This window comes from Bacillus sp. HSf4 (assembly GCF_029537375.1).
Lineage (GTDB): Bacteria > Bacillota > Bacilli > Bacillales > Bacillaceae > Bacillus > Bacillus sonorensis_A.
This window is the reverse complement of sequence record NZ_CP120679.1, coordinates 960,028-977,500: the sequence shown is the minus strand read 5'-3', so window position 1 is coordinate 977,500 and position 17,473 is coordinate 960,028. Positions and strand designations below refer to the sequence as shown.

General features: G+C 46.9%; 15 protein-coding genes, 2 rRNA genes and 1 pseudogene (1 of these 18 cut by a window edge). 3 read left to right on the top strand and 15 right to left on the bottom strand.

Translation table 11 applies throughout. The annotated features are described in order from the left end of the window. The 3 genes from P3X63_RS04865 to P3X63_RS04855 form a co-directional block, all read right to left on the bottom strand. Positions 1 to 614: ribosomal RNA gene (locus P3X63_RS04865) — 23S ribosomal RNA — on the bottom strand; it reaches 2,318 nt to the left of the window's first position. A 223-nt stretch (positions 615 to 837) separates the two neighbouring features. Then, positions 838 to 2,386: ribosomal RNA gene (locus tag P3X63_RS04860) — 16S ribosomal RNA — on the bottom strand. The 16S and 23S rRNA genes sit together here, the layout of an rRNA operon. A 230-nt stretch (positions 2,387 to 2,616) precedes the next feature. Further along, complete coding sequence (locus P3X63_RS04855; RefSeq protein WP_277692541.1) at positions 2,617 to 3,501, bottom strand: nucleotidyltransferase-like protein; 885 nt, start codon at positions 3,499 to 3,501, stop codon at positions 2,617 to 2,619. A 216-nt stretch (positions 3,502 to 3,717) separates the two neighbouring features. Between P3X63_RS04855 and P3X63_RS04850 the strand changes: the two genes are divergently transcribed. After that, positions 3,718 to 4,068, top strand: a complete 351-nt coding sequence (locus P3X63_RS04850) for a YgzB family protein (protein WP_026589501.1) — start codon at positions 3,718 to 3,720, stop codon at positions 4,066 to 4,068. A 47-nt stretch (positions 4,069 to 4,115) separates the two neighbouring features. Here P3X63_RS04850 and perR read toward each other — a convergent pair whose 3' ends face one another. Next, positions 4,116 to 4,553 (bottom strand): peroxide-responsive transcriptional repressor PerR, encoded by a 438-nt coding sequence (perR, locus tag P3X63_RS04845; protein ID WP_026589502.1) that lies wholly within the window; start codon positions 4,551 to 4,553, stop codon positions 4,116 to 4,118. A gap of 215 nt (positions 4,554 to 4,768) precedes the next feature. After that, positions 4,769 to 5,242, bottom strand: coding sequence for a thioredoxin-dependent thiol peroxidase (gene bcp, locus P3X63_RS04840; protein ID WP_026589503.1), 474 nt, complete (start codon positions 5,240 to 5,242; stop codon positions 4,769 to 4,771). Positions 5,243 to 5,388: 146 nt separating this feature from the next. Here bcp and P3X63_RS04835 point away from each other — a divergent pair, with 146 nt between their 5' ends. Then, positions 5,389 to 6,687, top strand: coding sequence for a glutamate-1-semialdehyde 2,1-aminomutase (locus tag P3X63_RS04835; protein WP_277692540.1), 1,299 nt, complete (start codon positions 5,389 to 5,391; stop codon positions 6,685 to 6,687). Positions 6,688 to 6,882: 195 nt separating this feature from the next. After that, a complete protein-coding gene (locus P3X63_RS04830) occupies positions 6,883 to 7,950 on the top strand; it encodes an FUSC family protein (protein WP_026589505.1) in 1,068 nt (355 codons plus the stop codon). A 31-nt stretch (positions 7,951 to 7,981) separates the two neighbouring features. On the opposite strand, the gene P3X63_RS04825 is transcribed toward P3X63_RS04830, so the two are convergent. The 10 genes and pseudogenes from P3X63_RS04825 to fabL all read right to left on the bottom strand — a co-directional run bounded on the left by P3X63_RS04825 (position 7,982) and on the right by fabL (position 17,471). Then, a complete protein-coding gene (locus P3X63_RS04825) occupies positions 7,982 to 8,872 on the bottom strand; it encodes an ABC transporter permease (RefSeq protein ID WP_026589506.1) in 891 nt (296 codons plus the stop codon). Between the two features lie 12 nt (positions 8,873 to 8,884). Continuing rightward, entirely contained in the window at positions 8,885 to 9,886 is a 1,002-nt protein-coding gene (locus tag P3X63_RS04820) for an ABC transporter permease (RefSeq protein ID WP_026589507.1), read from the bottom strand. A gap of 21 nt (positions 9,887 to 9,907) precedes the next feature. Continuing rightward, positions 9,908 to 11,494: an ABC transporter substrate-binding protein gene (locus P3X63_RS04815; RefSeq protein ID WP_277692539.1), complete on the bottom strand. Its 1,587-nt coding sequence runs from the start codon at positions 11,492 to 11,494 to the stop codon at positions 9,908 to 9,910. Between the two features lies 1 nt (position 11,495). Continuing rightward, a complete protein-coding gene (locus P3X63_RS04810) occupies positions 11,496 to 12,446 on the bottom strand; it encodes an ABC transporter ATP-binding protein (protein ID WP_026589509.1) in 951 nt (316 codons plus the stop codon). Continuing rightward, positions 12,436 to 13,422, bottom strand: a complete 987-nt coding sequence (locus P3X63_RS04805) for an ABC transporter ATP-binding protein (protein WP_026589510.1) — start codon at positions 13,420 to 13,422, stop codon at positions 12,436 to 12,438. The genes P3X63_RS04810 and P3X63_RS04805 overlap by 11 nt, the downstream gene beginning before the upstream one ends. A 132-nt stretch (positions 13,423 to 13,554) precedes the next feature. Next, the gene (locus P3X63_RS04800) at positions 13,555 to 15,297 is read right to left on the bottom strand and encodes an ABC transporter ATP-binding protein (protein WP_077735281.1); all 1,743 of its coding nucleotides are present in this window, start codon (positions 15,295 to 15,297) and stop codon (positions 13,555 to 13,557) included. A 75-nt stretch (positions 15,298 to 15,372) separates the two neighbouring features. Further along, positions 15,373 to 15,903 carry a nucleoside tri-diphosphate phosphatase gene (ntdP, locus tag P3X63_RS04795; protein ID WP_277692538.1) on the bottom strand — a complete coding sequence of 177 codons (531 nt, stop codon included), beginning with the start codon at positions 15,901 to 15,903 and terminating at the stop codon, positions 15,373 to 15,375. Between the two features lie 161 nt (positions 15,904 to 16,064). After that, positions 16,065 to 16,310 carry a YgaB family protein gene (locus P3X63_RS04790; protein ID WP_026589513.1) on the bottom strand — a complete coding sequence of 82 codons (246 nt, stop codon included), beginning with the start codon at positions 16,308 to 16,310 and terminating at the stop codon, positions 16,065 to 16,067. A 173-nt stretch (positions 16,311 to 16,483) separates the two neighbouring features. Further along, a pseudogene (locus P3X63_RS04785) lies at positions 16,484 to 16,633 on the bottom strand (gamma-type small acid-soluble spore protein); the annotation flags it as partial. Positions 16,634 to 16,718: 85 nt separating this feature from the next. Continuing rightward, positions 16,719 to 17,471 carry an enoyl-[acyl-carrier-protein] reductase FabL gene (gene fabL / locus P3X63_RS04780; RefSeq protein ID WP_026589514.1) on the bottom strand — a complete coding sequence of 251 codons (753 nt, stop codon included), beginning with the start codon at positions 17,469 to 17,471 and terminating at the stop codon, positions 16,719 to 16,721. Positions 17,472 to 17,473 lie beyond the last annotated feature (2 nt).

The window sequence follows — 17,473 nt, the reverse complement described above, 5'->3', positions numbered from 1 at the left end:
CAAAAGGCACGCCATCACCCGTTAACGGGCTCTGACTACTTGTAGGCACACGGTTTCAGGATCTCTTTCACTCCCCTTCCGGGGTGCTTTTCACCTTTCCCTCACGGTACTGGTTCACTATCGGTCACTAGGGAGTATTTAGCCTTGGGAGATGGTCCTCCCGGATTCCGACGGAATTTCACGTGTTCCGCCGTACTCAGGATCCACTCAGGAGAGAACGAAGTTTTGACTACAGGGCTGTTACCTCCTATGGCGGGCCTTTCCAGACCTCTTCATCTACCTCGTTCTTTTGTAACTCCGTATAGAGTGTCCTACAACCCCAAGAGGCAAGCCTCTTGGTTTGGGCTGTTCCCGTTTCGCTCGCCGCTACTCAGGGAATCGCATTTGCTTTCTCTTCCTCCGGGTACTTAGATGTTTCAGTTCCCCGGGTCTGCCTTCTCATATCCTATGAATTCAGATATGGATACTGCTCCATTACGAGCAGTGGGTTTCCCCATTCGGAAATCTCCGGATCAAAGCTTGCTTACAGCTCCCCGAAGCATATCGGTGTTCGTCCCGTCCTTCATCGGCTCCTAGTGCCAAGGCATCCACCGTGCGCCCTTTCTAACTTAACCGTTAAAAAGAATCACTACAGAAAATTCTTGTGAATGTCTACTTTCGTTATCTAGTTTTCAAAGAACAACGCATAGGATGTGCTAACACATGCGTTGCCACAGGATGTGGCGTATTTAGCAGGTGTCTCCTATGTTCGAAGGAATGATCCTTCAAAACTAAACAAGAGCTTAACGTACCTGTCTATAAGACCGCAAGGTCTTATATTCCGTATAATATCCTTAGAAAGGAGGTGATCCAGCCGCACCTTCCGATACGGCTACCTTGTTACGACTTCACCCCAATCATCTGTCCCACCTTCGGCGGCTGGCTCCAAAAGGTTACCTCACCGACTTCGGGTGTTACAAACTCTCGTGGTGTGACGGGCGGTGTGTACAAGGCCCGGGAACGTATTCACCGCGGCATGCTGATCCGCGATTACTAGCGATTCCAGCTTCACGCAGTCGAGTTGCAGACTGCGATCCGAACTGAGAACAGATTTGTGGGATTGGCTTAGCCTCGCGGCTTCGCTGCCCTTTGTTCTGCCCATTGTAGCACGTGTGTAGCCCAGGTCATAAGGGGCATGATGATTTGACGTCATCCCCACCTTCCTCCGGTTTGTCACCGGCAGTCACCTTAGAGTGCCCAACTGAATGCTGGCAACTAAGATCAAGGGTTGCGCTCGTTGCGGGACTTAACCCAACATCTCACGACACGAGCTGACGACAACCATGCACCACCTGTCACTCTGCCCCCGAAGGGGAAGCCCTATCTCTAGGGGTGTCAGAGGATGTCAAGACCTGGTAAGGTTCTTCGCGTTGCTTCGAATTAAACCACATGCTCCACCGCTTGTGCGGGCCCCCGTCAATTCCTTTGAGTTTCAGTCTTGCGACCGTACTCCCCAGGCGGAGTGCTTAATGCGTTTGCTGCAGCACTAAAGGGCGGAAACCCTCTAACACTTAGCACTCATCGTTTACGGCGTGGACTACCAGGGTATCTAATCCTGTTCGCTCCCCACGCTTTCGCGCCTCAGCGTCAGTTACAGACCAGAGAGTCGCCTTCGCCACTGGTGTTCCTCCACATCTCTACGCATTTCACCGCTACACGTGGAATTCCACTCTCCTCTTCTGCACTCAAGTTCCCCAGTTTCCAATGACCCTCCCCGGTTGAGCCGGGGGCTTTCACATCAGACTTAAGAAACCGCCTGCGCGCGCTTTACGCCCAATAATTCCGGACAACGCTTGCCACCTACGTATTACCGCGGCTGCTGGCACGTAGTTAGCCGTGGCTTTCTGGTTAGGTACCGTCAAGGTACCGCCCTGTTCGAACGGTACTTGTTCTTCCCTAACAACAGAGTTTTACGATCCGAAAACCTTCATCACTCACGCGGCGTTGCTCCGTCAGACTTTCGTCCATTGCGGAAGATTCCCTACTGCTGCCTCCCGTAGGAGTCTGGGCCGTGTCTCAGTCCCAGTGTGGCCGATCACCCTCTCAGGTCGGCTACGCATCGTCGCCTTGGTGAGCCGTTACCTCACCAACTAGCTAATGCGCCGCGGGTCCATCTGTAAGTGATAGCCGAAGCCATCTTTTATGATTGAACCATGCGGTTCAATCAAGCATCCGGTATTAGCCCCGGTTTCCCGGAGTTATCCCAGTCTTACAGGCAGGTTACCCACGTGTTACTCACCCGTCCGCCGCTAACCTCAGGGAGTAAGCTCCCGTCGGTCCGCTCGACTTGCATGTATTAGGCACGCCGCCAGCGTTCGTCCTGAGCCAGGATCAAACTCTCCATAAAAAAGTTTGATAATGACTACGCACACTCGCATGTGCGGTTTATTTAAAATGAATTAACAGGTACGTTTTGTCTTGTTTAGTTTTCAAAGATCATTCCCGCTTCCTTGTGAAGCGACTTTATTAGTATAACATTTTCAACTAGGCGTGTCAAATGTTTTTTTAATTTTCGTCGCTGCTGCTTTCAGCTCAAAAACCGTTTCGCTAACAGCGACGTTTAATACTATAACATCGTCATGATTTAGAGTCAACACTTTTTTTAATAAAATATCCGCGGTGAAAAATCTTTTGACCCTTGGTTTCAATCTCCTTGACGCCCACCAAATCCTTTTCAGTCAAAAACTCAATAATAACTCCAAGGTCTGCTGTAAAGTATTTGAGATCAGGATGCTTCAGAAGCTCGGCAAATTGCCAAGTCTTTTTTTCATCCATTACATCAAGAATGTGCGCGGCTCCGATTTCTGCTTTTGAATGAATGAGAAAATCGCTTGCGAGAAATAATAACTCTAATCTTTTATGCAGGCTTTCATTGCTTTCGATCAGTTCCTTATACAGCTTATATACCTGCGGTTCCATGTGACGCACTTGGTTCCAAACCGTCACTTCGGGATGAAAACCTTTATCTATCACTTCGATTCTGGCCAGATGATGGAGGGCATGCACGATGGAATTATAGGCATCCAGCAGCTGACCATCCTCAAAAAATGCTTTTCCTTCTATATACCTTCTGATTAATTTTCCATATTCAAGACCAATTTTTAATTTCCGTTCGGAGAATGGAAAAGTATTCAGCTGTTCAATCAGCTTTGCGATAAATTCATTTCTGTCAAAAAGAACTTTCCCATTCAAAATCCAATCTATGATTCTTCTGTTCGTGCCTAGCAAAATCCATTCTTGAAGCTGTTTAACAGAAATAATATGAAGAGAAGCCGTTTTTCCGTTAAACTCATAATGCTTCACGAATACAGGGTCTTCAGCATTGTTCACGATAACCAGCAATGCCGCATCAAAATTATCTGTCGCAGATGAGGTTTGATTTCTCCTCTCGATAATCATGACAGCTAAAGTGTCGGGGCGGCTTGCTCTTTCTTGGTAAATCGGACGGAGAAGATTTTCCATCACCATTCCTCCAATACGATGTAAAATACATGCTCTTAAAAGCTTCTCTTTTGTTCTACCTACTTCTACGAGCCAATAAAAACTCCTTTATTTTGAAAACACATTGAATTATTATAATCAATTTCCCCAAAACTCTCTATAGAAAATTCCAATTCATTCTCAAAAATTCAGAATAACACATCCTGGATATGCTATATTAGAGACAGGGGGATGGATATGGCCAAATATTCAAGCAAAATCAACAAAATCAGAACATTTGCCTTAAGCTTGGTTTTTGCAGGCTTCATTATTATGTACATCGGAATCTTTTTCAGATCCTCGGTCTTCGTGATGTCGGTGTTTATGATCTTGGGGGTTTTATCTATCATGTTGAGCACAGCGGTTTATTTCTGGATCGGGATGCTTTCAACCAAAGCCGTGAAAGTCGTCTGCCCGAACTGTGAAAAACCGACCAAAATCTTGGGCCGGGTCGACATGTGCATGCATTGCAGGGAGCCTCTTACAATGGACAAAAACCTTGAAGGAAAAGAGTTTAATGAAACGTACAACCGAAAGTCTCTCAGATAAGTGGGAAACAAAAATAAGCTGACCGTTAAAAAAGCGGCCAGCTCTTTTTAATGGCTTTCTTTTTTATCGCATTCCTGACATAAACCGTATATCTCCAGTCTGTGGTGACTGACTTTGAAACCTGTCACATGGGAAGCAAGCTGTTCCACTTCGTCGAGACCCGGATAATGAAAATCGACGATTTTTCCGCAGCGTTCACAAATCGCGTGGTAATGCTCGGATGTTACGAAGTCAAACCGGCTGGAAGAATCACCATATGTCAATTCCTTTACGAGCCCTGATTCCTTGAAAACCCGCAAATTGTTATAAACCGTTGCTACGCTCATGTTTGGAAATTTCCCTTCCAGAGCTTTATATATATCATCTGCAGTTGGATGAGACATAGAATTTACGAGAAATTCCAGAATGGCATGACGTTGAGGAGTAATTCGCACCCCGGTTTCCTTCAACGTTTCCAACGCTTCTTTCAGGTTATGTTCAGCCATCGTCATGCACCTCTCTTCTAAAAAAAATTCTTACATTATAATGTTTATAATTAGTGTAACTCCTGCGAAGTTTCTTTGTCAATTCCAATCCCTGTGAAAAAGCGTTTTTTTAAGCAAAAAGGCGCTCTATTAAAATGATGGCCAAACATCCGGGCAAATATGACCATAAAAAGGGCCGATTCCTTAAGAAAAGTTCGGCCCCCCGTAAATGCTGCTTATTTGCCGGCGGCGTCTCTGACTGCTTGCAGAGCCTCCGCAACATGATCTTTAACCTTCACTTTTCGCCATTCTTTCACTAAGCGTCCTTCTTTATCGATCAGAAAGGTTGAACGTTCAATTCCCATATATTCTTTGCCGAAGTTCTTTTTCAGCTTCCAGACATCAAAGCTTTCGGCAAGCTGATGTTCATCATCGACGAGCAGCAAAAACGGAAGATCGTGTTTTTCCTTGAATTTTTCATGGCGTGTTTGATCATCAGGGCTGACCCCGATAATGACAGCATCAAGTTCCTTAAAGCTCTCGTGGCTGTCTCTGAAATCACAAGCTTCTGTCGTACACCCCGGGGTCATGTCTTTCGGATAAAAATAAAGCACGATATACTTCCCTTCAAAGTCCGAGAGCTTTACTTTTTCTCCATGATCGCCCAAAAGTTCAATATCAGGTACTTTTTGTCCAATTTCAACAGTCATTGTTTTACCTCCTGTTTTTCAGTTGCTTCCCCCATTATAAAATAAGTTTCCTCCTATTCAAATGTCGGCGGCTTCTTTTTTGCTCTCTGTCACCATCGTGTTACAATATAACAATAGAAAGAAGGAGCAGAAATAAGGAGGATATTATGCAGCACACACAATCTGAAAAGCTTCATGAAGAAGCTCTTCAACATATAGTAGGCGGCGTCAACAGCCCGTCAAGATCATACAAGGCTGTCGGCGGAGGATCTCCGGTCGCGATGGAAAAAGGCCGCGGCGCTTATTTTTGGGACGTAGACGGCAACAAATACATAGATTATCTGGCGGCATATGGCCCGATCATCACCGGCCATGCCCATCCGCACATTACGAAAGCCATTCAAAAAGCGGCAGAAAACGGCGTCCTCTACGGAACACCGACAAAACACGAAGTCACATTTGCCAAAATGCTTAAAGAAGCCATTCCTTCATTGGATAAAGTAAGATTCGTCAATTCGGGGACGGAGGCCGTGATGACGACAATCCGTGTCGCGCGCGCCTATACCGGCAGAACGAAAATCATCAAGTTTGCCGGATGCTATCACGGTCATTCCGATCTCGTACTGGTCGCGGCCGGTTCGGGCCCGTCCACCCTCGGGACACCCGATTCCGCCGGGGTTCCGAAAAGCATTGCAAATGAAGTGATTACCGTTCCTTTCAATGATATCGACAGCTATAAAGAAGCGCTTGATAAATGGGGCGACGATGTGGCGGCCGTGCTTGTCGAACCGATCGTCGGAAACTTCGGCATCGTAGAACCGAAAAAAGGCTTCCTTGAACAGGTGAACGAGTTGACGCATAAAGCCGGAGCATTGGTTATTTACGATGAAGTGATTACCGCTTTCCGCTTTATGTACGGCGGAGCTCAAGATCTCTTAGGCGTCAAGCCGGATTTGACGGCGCTCGGTAAAATTATCGGCGGCGGACTGCCGATCGGCGCCTATGGCGGCAAAAAAGAAATTATGGAACAGGTGGCGCCTCTCGGACCGGCGTATCAGGCCGGGACAATGGCCGGAAACCCGGCGTCCATCTTATCCGGTATCGCCTGCCTGGAGGTGCTGAAAGAAAAAGGCACATATGAAAAGCTTGACCGCCTTGGCGCCATGCTTGAGGAAGGAATCGTGACACATGCGAAAAGGCATGGCATCGCTATTACCGTTAATCGACTCAAAGGCGCGCTTACCGTATACTTTACAAAAGACAAAATCGAAAACTACGAGCAGGCAGAAAATACGGATGGAGAGATGTTCGCGGCGTTTTTCAAACTGATGCTCGAGCGCGGCGTCAATCTTGCCCCGTCTAAATATGAGGCTTGGTTTATCACGACCGCTCACACCGAAAAAGATATAGAGGACACGCTGAAAGCCGTGGATGAATCATTTGAACAATTGAAACAGCGCAAATAAAAGAGAGCGGACCGCTCTCTTTTTTGTCACTTAAAAGGGCGAAAGGTGCATTCAGGTTTGAAACTTTGTCAATGATTTGTTTTTTCTTTAAAATGGGTTGAATATTTCCGAAGATCGCTGTATATTACTTTATTGTTTGGCAAATTAACAGAGAAAGAACGAATTTTATATAGAAAGGGATGCAGGTACAGCCTAATGAAACTTGGTGCCCGTATTTTCAAAACAGGGATTGCCATCACGCTCGCTCTATACCTCGCGGAATGGATCGGCCTTCCTACACCGGTTTTTGCCGGAATTGCGGCTATTTTTGCGATCCAGCCTTCGATTTATCGTTCATTTTTAACGATTGTCGATCAGGTGCAGGCGAATATTATCGGAGCGGCGACAGCTATTATTTTTGGACTTATTTTTGAACCCAGTCCGATTATTATCGGATTGACGGCGGTCATTGTCATTACGATCAACTTGAAGCTGAAGATCGAAAACACCATTTCGATCGCTCTTGTTACCGTGATTGCCATATTGGAGAGCTCAGGCGACAATTTTTTATTGTTTGCCCTCGTGAGAACCGGAACGGTTATTCTCGGCGTTTTGTCCGCGTTCCTGGTCAACCTGATTTTTCTGCCGCCGAAATATGAAACAAAGCTCGTCAGCCATATTGTTGAAAACACAGATGAAGTCATTAAATGGATCAGGCTGTTGACGCGGAAGACAACGGAACATTCCATGCTGAAAGAAGACATCGAAAAACTGAAAGAAAAAATGATGAAGGTCGATCACCTTTACTTGCTCTATAAAGAAGAAAGAAGCTATTTAAAACGATCCACATATGTGAAGCAGAGAAAGCTCGTGCTGTTCAGACAGGCGATCATTGCATCCAACCGGGCGCTCGACGCTTTGAAAAAGCTGCACCGCCTGGAAAACGACTTTTACCACATGCCTGAGGAATTTCAAGAAACGCTTGTGGAAGAGCTTGACTACCTGCTGCATTGGCATGAACGGATTTTAATGAGATTCGTCGGCAAGATCAAAACACAGGATACCGTTGATCTCCATGAAGAAGGAGACGTGTATAAACAGCATTTGACCGAGTCGTTCCTGAAAAACCAGGATAAATTAAAAGAAGATCTGCTGGACTACAATATGCTGACCATCATGGCCAGCACTGTGGAATACCGCGAGCAGCTGGAGCATTTGGAAACATTGATTTCAAGCTTTCAAACCTATCATAAAAAAGACAGCGAGCTTGAAGTTGAAGAATAAAACCGGTTAACGAAATCGTTAACCGGTTTTTTTATCGGCCTTCCTTCATCTTTGGATCAAGGGTGTCCCGAAGCCCGTCGCCCATTAAATTAAAGCCGAGCACCGTCAGCATAATCGCTATGCCGGGAAAAAATAAGGTCCATGGCGCCTGTGCCAAATACGGTCTTGCATCAGCGAGCATTTTACCCCATTCAGGATTCGGCGCCTGCGCACCGAGCCCCAAAAAGCCGAGCGCCGCCGCTTCGATAATCGCTGTTCCGATATTGAGTGTGGCTTGAACGATAACCGGAGCCATGCTGTTCGGAAGAATGTGTTTAAACATCATTCTCATATTGGACATCCCGACCGCCCGCGCCGATAAAATATATTCTTCCTGCCTGATGCTGAGCACCTTTGAACGGACAAGCCTTCCGAATGTCGGGATGTTGATGATGGCGATGGCGATCAAGGCATTTTCCAAAGACGGGCCAAGGATGGCGACAATGGCAATCGCAAGCAAAATGCTGGGAAACGCAAGCAAGATGTCAAACATTCTTGAAATCACGGCATCCGCCCATCTCCCGTAAAATCCCGCAATCAGCCCCAAAAGCGTTCCCGCTAGTGCCGAGCCCAGGCAGGAGAAAAAACCGACCCATAAGGAAAGCCTTGCTCCGTACAGCACTCTCGAAAAGATATCCCTGCCAAAATCGTCCGTGCCAAAGAGGTGTTCAGCGGATGGAGCAGCAAGCCTGTCTGACAGCGATTGGTCATTTAATCCGTAAGGCGAAATCAGCGGCGCAAAAATGGCCAGCAGAATAAACAGCGCGACAATGATAGTGCCGGCCGCGGCCAATTTATGATCAAGAAACCGCCGAATGTTTTCCGACAAAGGAGAGCGGCTGTCCGCTTCTCCCCTCTGCCGCACTTTTTGCAGCACAACCACATTCCCCGCCTCCTAATATTTGATTCTCGGATCGATGACGGCATACAGCAGATCAACGATAAAATTAATCATGACGAAGATGAAGGCGATCACAAGGATGCCTGATTGAATCACCGGATAGTCGCGGTAGCTGATCGCATCATAAATGTAGCGGCCAATGCCCGGCCAGGCAAAAATCGTCTCCGTCAAAATCGCGCCGCCCAAAAGCAGTCCGGTTTGCAGGCCGACGACGGTAAGAATCGGAATCAAAGCGTTTTTTAAACCATGCTTGTAGATGACAAAAAGCATTTGAACGCCTTTTGCCTTTGCGGTACGGATATAATCGGATTGCAGAACCTCTATCATGCTCGCTCTCGTAATCCTGGCGATAATCGCCGCCGGAATGGTCGCCAGAGCGGTTCCCGGCAAAATTAAATGACGGATCGTTTCAACAAACTGATCAAATCGCCCGTTCCATAGAGTATCAATCGTATGAATATAGGTAACGGCTTCGACCGGATTGCGGACATTTTCTCTTCCTGTTGTGGGCAGCCAGCCCAATTCAATGGAAAACAACCATTGCCCCATTAATCCGAGCCAGAAGATCGGCATAGAAACGCCGATTAAAGCCAGCAGCATGGCAAAGTAATCAAACGCCGAGTTTTTAAACCAGGCGCTGATGATTCCGGCATTTACACCGATGATCACCGCGATCACCATCGCAAAAAAAGCAAGCTCGAGAGTGGCGAATAAATATGGCTGAATTTCTTTTGTAATCGCCGCTCCCGTGCGGATTGAAGTCCCCAGGTCCCCTCTCAGCAAATCCCCGATATATTGGCCGTATTGAATATACCAGGGCTGATCAAGGCCGAGCTGACTTGTCAGCTGTTCGACCGCCTGCTTTGTCGCTCGCTGGCCGAGGATCACCTGGGCCGGGTTGCCGGGAATAAAGCGGATGATCGAAAAAACGACGAGGGTCATGCCGATAAGGACGGGAATCAGCATGACGGTCCGTTTTAAGCAGTAAGCTAGCAACGGCTGTCACCACCTTGTGAACTATTTAAACTCTACATTTGATAAGACTTCACTTCCTGTCGGATGAGGAACATAGCCGCGGATGTCTTTTGTCCCGGCCAAAATCGGTGTCGAGTGGACGAGCGGAACCCACGGCGATTCTTCATGAATCAGCTCCTGCGCTTTTTGATAAAGCTGATTTCTCTTCTTTTGATCAGGGTTCGACTGCGCCTCGATCAACATGTCATGGAGCTTGTCATTGCTGAAATAGCTGTAGTTGTTGCCGCCGATATTGTCTTTATCAAGCAATGTGTAGATGAAATTGTCCGGATCTCCGTTGTCGCCGGTCCATCCCATTAAAAACGCATCAGCTTCGCCTTTGCTCACTTTGTCGATATAAGTGGCCCAGTCATATGTGACGATTTCCGCTTTGACACCGATTTTCGCAAAGCTTGATTGAATCACTTCAGCGATTTTCATCCCGTCCGGCATATATGGACGCGGAACAGGCATCGCCCACAGCTTCATGTCAAAGCCATTCGGATATCCGGCTTTTTTCAGCAGCTCTTTGGCCTTTTCAAGATCGTACGGGTAGGCCTTTATCTGGTCGTTGTAGCCTTCCAGTGACGGCGGAAGCGGATTTTTTGCCGGTTCGGCAAGCCCGCCGTAGAAAGAATCGATGATCGCCTGTTTATCAACCGCATAGTTCAATGCCTGGCGGACAAGCTTGTTATCAAACGGCTTTCTTGTCGTCGTCATCCCAAGGTAGCCGACATTCATCGACGGCCTTTCAAACATTTGCAGATTGGCGTCGGCCTTAATGCTCTCGATATCCGATGGATTGACACCGTCCATCAAGTCGATTTCTCCTGTCTTCAGCGCATTGAGACGGGCCGAGTTTTCAGGAATGGCTCTAAAAATAATCTTGTTCAGCTTCGGTTTGTCTTGATCCCAATAACCGTCAAACTTTTCCAGGACAATCCGGTCGTTCGGCTTCCATTCCACGAATTGATAAGGTCCTGTGCCGACGGGGTGTTCTCGGAATTGATCACCGTATTTTTCGATGGCAGCCGGGCTTGCGATTCCAAACGATGTCATTGCAAGGTTCTTTAAAAACGGCGCTTGCGGGCGTTTTAAGATAAATTGGATTTGATGCTCTCCAAGAACTTTGATCTCTTTGATGACATGCCCCTCATCTTTTTTATAACCGCCGAACATCCCGTAGTAAGGGAATTGATCTTCATCTCCGTTCATCCATCGTTCGAAATTATATTTGACAGCTTCTGCATTAAAATCGGTGCCATCATGAAATGTAACACCTTTTCTCAAATCCAGCGTATAGGTCAAGCCGTCGTCTGACACATTCCATTTAACGGCCAGCCCCTCTTTAAGGCTTGTGTCCTGTTCATCGTAATTGAGCAGTGTTTCAAACATGTTGATCGTCACCTTAAAGGCCTCGCCTTCAGTCGTCGTAATCGGGTCAAGCGATGTTGAATCACCCCCTCTGCCAACGATGAGCGTATCCTTTTCGGTTTTTGCCCCGCCGCCTTCTTTCCCAGAGCATCCCATTAAAAAAACGGAAATGATCAGCAGCATTCCAAACCCTTTCAGCCAGCTTTTTCGCTTCATTCTATTGCCCCCCTGTTATGAAATGACATGCCGCATAATGCCCAGCAGATATTTCAGCGAGCAACGGCTCAGCTTCCTTGCATATCGCTTCGCGCTTCGGACACCTGCTGTAGAAAGGACATCCCTTCCCGCTTCCGCCGGAGACCATGACATCCTGCATTCTATCCTCAACCTCCCCTTTGCCGATTACCGGCACAGCCTCTAAAAGAGCCTCTGTATAAGGGTGTTTCGGCTCTCTAAATAAAGTATCAGCATCTGACATCTCGACGATTTTCCCAACATACATGACAGCAACGCGGTCGCTGAGATAGCGGACGACTCCAAGATCATGAGAAATAAAGAGAAAGGTTAATGCAAAAGCTTCCCGCAGGTCTTTCAGGAGATTCAAAATTTGCGCCTGCACGGACACATCGAGCGCGGAGACTGGTTCATCGGCGATGATCAATTTAGGCTTTGTGATCAGCGCTTTTGCAATTCCGATCCGCTGCCTCTGGCCTCCGCTGAATTGATGGGCATAGCGCTCTCCATAAGAAGCATCCATCCCGACAATTTCGAGCATTGAGCGGACGACTTCTTTCCTTTCTGCTTTTGATCCTAAGCGATGAACAATCAGCGGTTCCTCTAAAATATCTTTGATTTTCATGCGCGGATTTAAGGAAGCGTACGGATCTTGAAAAATCATTTGAAAGTGCCGCCTCATGCTGCGCAGCTCTTTGGCGTCGAGAGCTGTCACCTCCCGGCCGAGAAATGTCACCTGACCTGAAGTCGGTTCTGTCAGCCGCAAGATCGATTTTCCCAAGGTTGATTTTCCGCAGCCTGATTCGCCGACAATCCCTAAAATTTCGCCTTTTTCAACTGAAAATGAGACATCATCCACCGCTTTGACGACTTTTTTTCGCGCTGCCGGATAGTGCGTTTTCAGCTTGCTGACCCGCAACAGTTCATGCTCCATCTGCTCCACCTTCCTCCTCAAAGAGAAAACATTTTACAGAATGGTCATCTCCCAGCCGGCACATCTTCGGCTCTTCCTGTGTGCAGCGTTCGATTTTGTGCGGGCAGCGCGGGGCGAACATGCAGCCTTTTTTAATGGTCCCTGGTCTTGGCACCTGCCCCTCTATTGAAGACAGTCTTTCCGACTTGCTGGTGAATGCGGGGATAGAGGCAAACAACCCTTTTGTATACGGATGTTTCGGACTGTCGAAAATGGCTGTGACACTGCCTTCTTCAACAATGCGGCCGGCATACATGATCATCACCCGTCCGCAGATATTGTGGACGACACCAAGGTCATGGGTGATCAAGAGAATCGCCGTCCCAAATTCGGCGTTCATTTTTTTCAAAAGAGAAAGAATTTGCGCCTGGATGGTGACATCAAGAGCTGTTGTCGGCTCATCGGCAATCAGCAGTTTCGGTTCGCAAATCAAAGCCATTGCGATCATGACCCGCTGTCTCATGCCGCCTGACAGTTCATGGGGATATTGCTTTATCAGCTGGTCCGCCCGCGGAAGACCGACGGTTTCCAGCATTTGAACACATTTTTTGCGCGCGTCTTTTTTTTGAATGTTGGTGTGGCTGGAGAGTGCTTCTGTCAGCTGGCTGCCAATTGTGAAAAGAGGGTTGAGAGAGGTCATTGGCTCTTGAAAAATCATCGCGATTTCATTTCCCCGCATGCTTCTCCATTCTTTTTCAGACTGCTTGAGAAGATCTTTTTTCTGGAAGAGAATCCGGCCTGTCGTACGGGTACTGGCATTCAGCCCCATCAAGGCCATGGATGTGACGCTTTTGCCACAGCCGGATTCGCCGACGACTCCAGTGATTTCTCCGTGCCGAATTGAAAAAGAAACGCCTTGAACAACCGGGATTTCTGTTTTTTTCTTTTGAAACGAAATAGATAAATCCGAGACATCAAGTAATTTTTCTTTTGCCACTTATACACCTCCGGAGCTTGTATTTTTTAAATTGTATTTAGACAAGCTAGGAAATATGTACGAAATTTACGGGATAAAAAAAGCCCGGCTTTCGTTTGCTTCACAAACGAAAGTCAGGCTTTTCGGCGTTATTTAGCTTAATGTCTGGATCGTAAACAGATGCTTGTAATGGCCGTCACGGCTCATTAATTCCCCGTGCGTCCCGGTTTCTACAACACGGCCGTTTTCAATGACGACAATTTTATCAGCGTGTGTAATGGTTGACAGTCTGTGGGCGACGATAAAGGTCGTCCTGTCCTTTGCAAGCTTTTCCATCGCTTCCTGAATAAAGTGCTCGCTTTCAAGGTCAAGCGCTGATGTTGCTTCATCCAGGATTAAAAGCGGAGGGTTCTTCAGGAACACCCTTGCGATTGAAACCCGCTGCTTCTGCCCTCCTGAAAGCTTCACACCTCTTTCTCCGACCTTCGTATCATAGCCGTCAGGCAGCTCCATAATAAAATCGTGGGCATTCGCCGCTTTTGCCGCCTCGATGATTTCCTCCATTGAAGCCTCGGGCTTGCCTATGGAAATGTTTTCGCGGATCGATTCGCTGAACAAAAACGTATCCTGAAGCACCATGCCGATCTGGTTTCTCAGACTTCGCGCCTGATAATCGCGGACATCGATGCCGTCAATATACAAGTTTCCGGAAGTGACGTCGTAGAACCTCGGAATCAGGCTGACCAGCGTTGATTTTCCGCCTCCGCTCATTCCGACAAGGGCGATCGTTTCCCCTTGCTCCGCCTTAAGAGAAAGATTTTGCAGGATCAATTCATCCGACTTTTCATATTGGAATGAGACGTCTTTAAATTCGACAACCCCTTTTAAGCGGTCGGCTTTCACGGCATTCGGCTTATCTTTTAATTCATACGGCTCATCAATAAATTCAAACAGCCTGTCCATGGACGCAATGGACTGGGTCAAAGTCGTTGATGAGTTAATCAGGCGTCTGAGCGGATTGTAAAGGCGTTCGATATAGCCGAAAAACGCCACCATCGTCCCGACCGTCAGTGATCCGTGAATCACATAGTATCCGGAGACCGTAATGATGATCAGCGGCGCAAGATCGGTAATCGTATTGACAACGGCAAACGTTTTCGCATTCCAAGCCGTATGGCGGATCGCTTTGCCGAGAAAATTGCCGTTCTCATGGTCAAACTGCTTTTGTTCATGATCTTCGATAGCAAAGCTTCTGATCACCGGCATCCCCTGAACCCGTTCGTGAAGATGGCCCTGCACTTCAGCCAAAGCCTGTGAACGCTCTCTCGTCAAGGTTCTGAGCCTGCCGTAAAAATATTTAACAGACAGCCCGTAAAGCGGAAACAGCACGATCGAAATGAGCGTCAGCTTGACATCCATCGTCAGCATGATGGTGACGGCGATAAAAATCGTCATGACGTCAAGCCAGACATTCATAAGACCAATAATGACAAATTCCTTCGTTTGCTCGACGTCGTTGATGACCCTGGAAATAATTTCGCCTGCACGGGTGTTCGCATAGTATCTGAGACTCAGCTTTTGAATGTGGGAAAACAGCCTGTCCCTGATGTCATACAGCACCTTGCTCGCCGTCCACTGTGCGAAATACTGCCGATAATATTCGACCGGCGGCCGAAGCACCAAAAAAATGGCGAACATAACCGCCATTACAATAAATAAGGTGGATGTTTTTTCTTCTGCGGTTCCGTTCCCCTGAATGATGTCGTCCACAACATATTTCAAGAGAAGCGGAATCACAAGCGGAATAGAAAATTTGATAATGCCAATCAGAACCGTCAGAATGATTTTCCATTTATACGGCTTGACAAACTCCATATATCTTTTGATTACACCCACACGTCATCCCCCCTCTATATTTTGATGGTGTGAGCTCACTGAAAAAACCTGTTGAACCTCAACAGGTCTGTTGGATTATTTTGTATAATGCAAATAACGTTCATACCAAATGTCGATAAACTCCGGAGCAAACGGGCCTTTTCTTTGATGAATCCAATGCAGCAACGTATTTAAATGGTATCTTAAAATGCCGTCGATTTCTTTTGGATAATTCATCATTTTTTTATGATCGGCATACTCATCTTCATCAAGGATATGATACGTCATATCCGGGTAGACCTTCACATCAAGGTCGTAGTCGATATATTTGATCGCTTCATCGTCCAAAGCAAACGGCGAACTGATATTACAATAGTAATAAATTCCGTCTTCGCGAAGCATGCCGATGACGTTAAACCACTGCTTGGCATGGAAATAACAAATCGCGGGCTCTCTTGTCACCCATGTCCGGCCGTCAGATTCTGTGACCATTGTCCGGTCATTGGCGCCGATGATGCACAATTCCGTTGCTTTTAAAATCGTCGTTTCATTCCATATCCGATGGATTTGCCCATTGTGCTTGTAGCTATGAATTTGAATGGTTTCTCCTTCCTTGGGAAAGCCCATGTTTCTCCCCTACTTTCTTTGCAAAAGCCTTACAAGTCAGTGTGTTACATCGCCTGTCCGACAGTTCTTTTATTTATTATAACGTTTGAAAATAAAAAATGAAAATGAAAACAGCCACTCCGGAACAGGAATGGCTCATTTTGAGAAATCGACATAAACTTTCAGGCTTCAATTTTTTGATAAGCCTGAATCACCTGCTCCGTCTGCTTTTGAAACAAATCCTGAATGGCAGCAAGATCTTTTCGCTTTTGAGATATCTCTTCCCGGATCGATAAAAGCTGGGCTTTTTTTTCAAGGGCCGCAAGTTCTTTTTCGATTTCCTGGCATCTCTCAATCTCGGCTTGAAGGTACAAAAGCTTGTCCATAATTTCCATCTGCCCCTGAACCAAGTTTTCAAATTCCGGCATTCATGATCCTCCATTCTATGCTCTACTCCATTTATTGCCTAAGTAACATTTCTCTATACCTGGCGAATGTCCTTTGACTGATTCTGCCTAAGAATCGGAAGTTTTGTCGGAACGAAGGGCAAAGAAAAAAGCACCCCACTCGAATTGTGAAGTGCTTTTTCCTGTTTCAGTGATTAGCTGTTTTGCTGTTTATTTTGCTCAGCTTGCTGGTTGTTTTTTCTTACTTGCTGCGCATCAGTTTCGCTGGCAAACTCAGTGCCGAACTGACCGCCTTGTGCAGAAGCTTGGTTTTGTTGTCTTACTTTTTGTGCGTTTGTTTTGGATTGTTGGTTAGCCATTGTATATCACCTCCACGACCATTAGATTGTGCAGGTGGGTGATATCCTATACACGCCGGCTTAAAAAAATTTAAACGAGCAGGGAGCGGCCGCCGTCAATGATGATCGTCTGGCCGCGGATCATGTCCGCTTTTCCGGAAGTTAAAAATTCTACGGCATCAACCATATCGCTGATCTCAACCATACGGCCGGCAGGTGTGTTTTGCCGAGCATCCTCAAGCAGCTCTTCACGATTTGGAAAATGCTTCAGCGCGTCTGTATCGATCGCTCCGCCTGATACGGCATTGACAATGATGTTTTTCGACGCAAGCTCAACAGCCAGATATCTCGTCAATGATTCAAGCGCCGCCTTGGAAACGCCGACTGTCGTATAGTTTTCCAAATAGCGGATCGAGCCGAGCGAGCTGATGCTGACAATGTGGCCGCCGCCCGTTTTTTCCATCAGCTTTGCCGCTTCCTGTGCGCAGAAAAGCAGAGCTTTGGCATTGATATTCATCGTCCAGTCCCAATGGCTTTCTTCAAGCTCCATGACAGGGCGCAATACGCCTGATGCGGCGTTATTGACGAACACGTCCAGTCTGCCGAATGTTTCCTCAATTTGCTGGAACATGTCTTTTATTTTCGCCGGCTGTCCGACATTCGCTTTGACGACCAATGCTTTGACACCGAGCTTTTCAATTTCTTCAGCCGTTTCAAGGGCCGCTTTTTTGCTTCTCGCATAGTTGATGACGATATGATAACCGTTTTCTGCCAGCCTCAGTGCGGCTGCCTTTCCGACACCGCGGCTGCTTCCTGTAATAAGCGCACATTTTTTTTGTTCCATGT

Excerpts from the sequence above, each read along its gene's own strand:
- P3X63_RS04855 (WP_277692541.1), bottom strand. The coding sequence starts at position 3,501 with ATGGAAAATCTTCTCCGTCCGATTTACCAAGAAAGAGCAAGCCGCCCC.
- P3X63_RS04850 (WP_026589501.1), top strand. The coding sequence starts at position 3,718 with ATGGCCAAATATTCAAGCAAAATCAACAAAATCAGAACATTTGCCTTA.
- perR (WP_026589502.1), bottom strand. The coding sequence starts at position 4,553 with ATGGCTGAACATAACCTGAAAGAAGCGTTGGAAACGTTGAAGGAAACC.
- bcp (WP_026589503.1), bottom strand. The coding sequence starts at position 5,242 with ATGACTGTTGAAATTGGACAAAAAGTACCTGATATTGAACTTTTGGGC.
- P3X63_RS04835 (WP_277692540.1), top strand. The coding sequence starts at position 5,389 with ATGCAGCACACACAATCTGAAAAGCTTCATGAAGAAGCTCTTCAACAT.
- P3X63_RS04830 (WP_026589505.1), top strand. The coding sequence starts at position 6,883 with ATGAAACTTGGTGCCCGTATTTTCAAAACAGGGATTGCCATCACGCTC.
- P3X63_RS04815 (WP_277692539.1), bottom strand. The coding sequence starts at position 11,494 with ATGAAGCGAAAAAGCTGGCTGAAAGGGTTTGGAATGCTGCTGATCATT.
- P3X63_RS04810 (WP_026589509.1), bottom strand. The coding sequence starts at position 12,446 with ATGGAGCATGAACTGTTGCGGGTCAGCAAGCTGAAAACGCACTATCCG.
- ntdP (WP_277692538.1), bottom strand. The coding sequence starts at position 15,903 with ATGGGCTTTCCCAAGGAAGGAGAAACCATTCAAATTCATAGCTACAAG.
- P3X63_RS04790 (WP_026589513.1), bottom strand. The coding sequence starts at position 16,310 with ATGCCGGAATTTGAAAACTTGGTTCAGGGGCAGATGGAAATTATGGAC.
- fabL (WP_026589514.1), bottom strand. The coding sequence starts at position 17,471 with ATGGAACAAAAAAAATGTGCGCTTATTACAGGAAGCAGCCGCGGTGTC.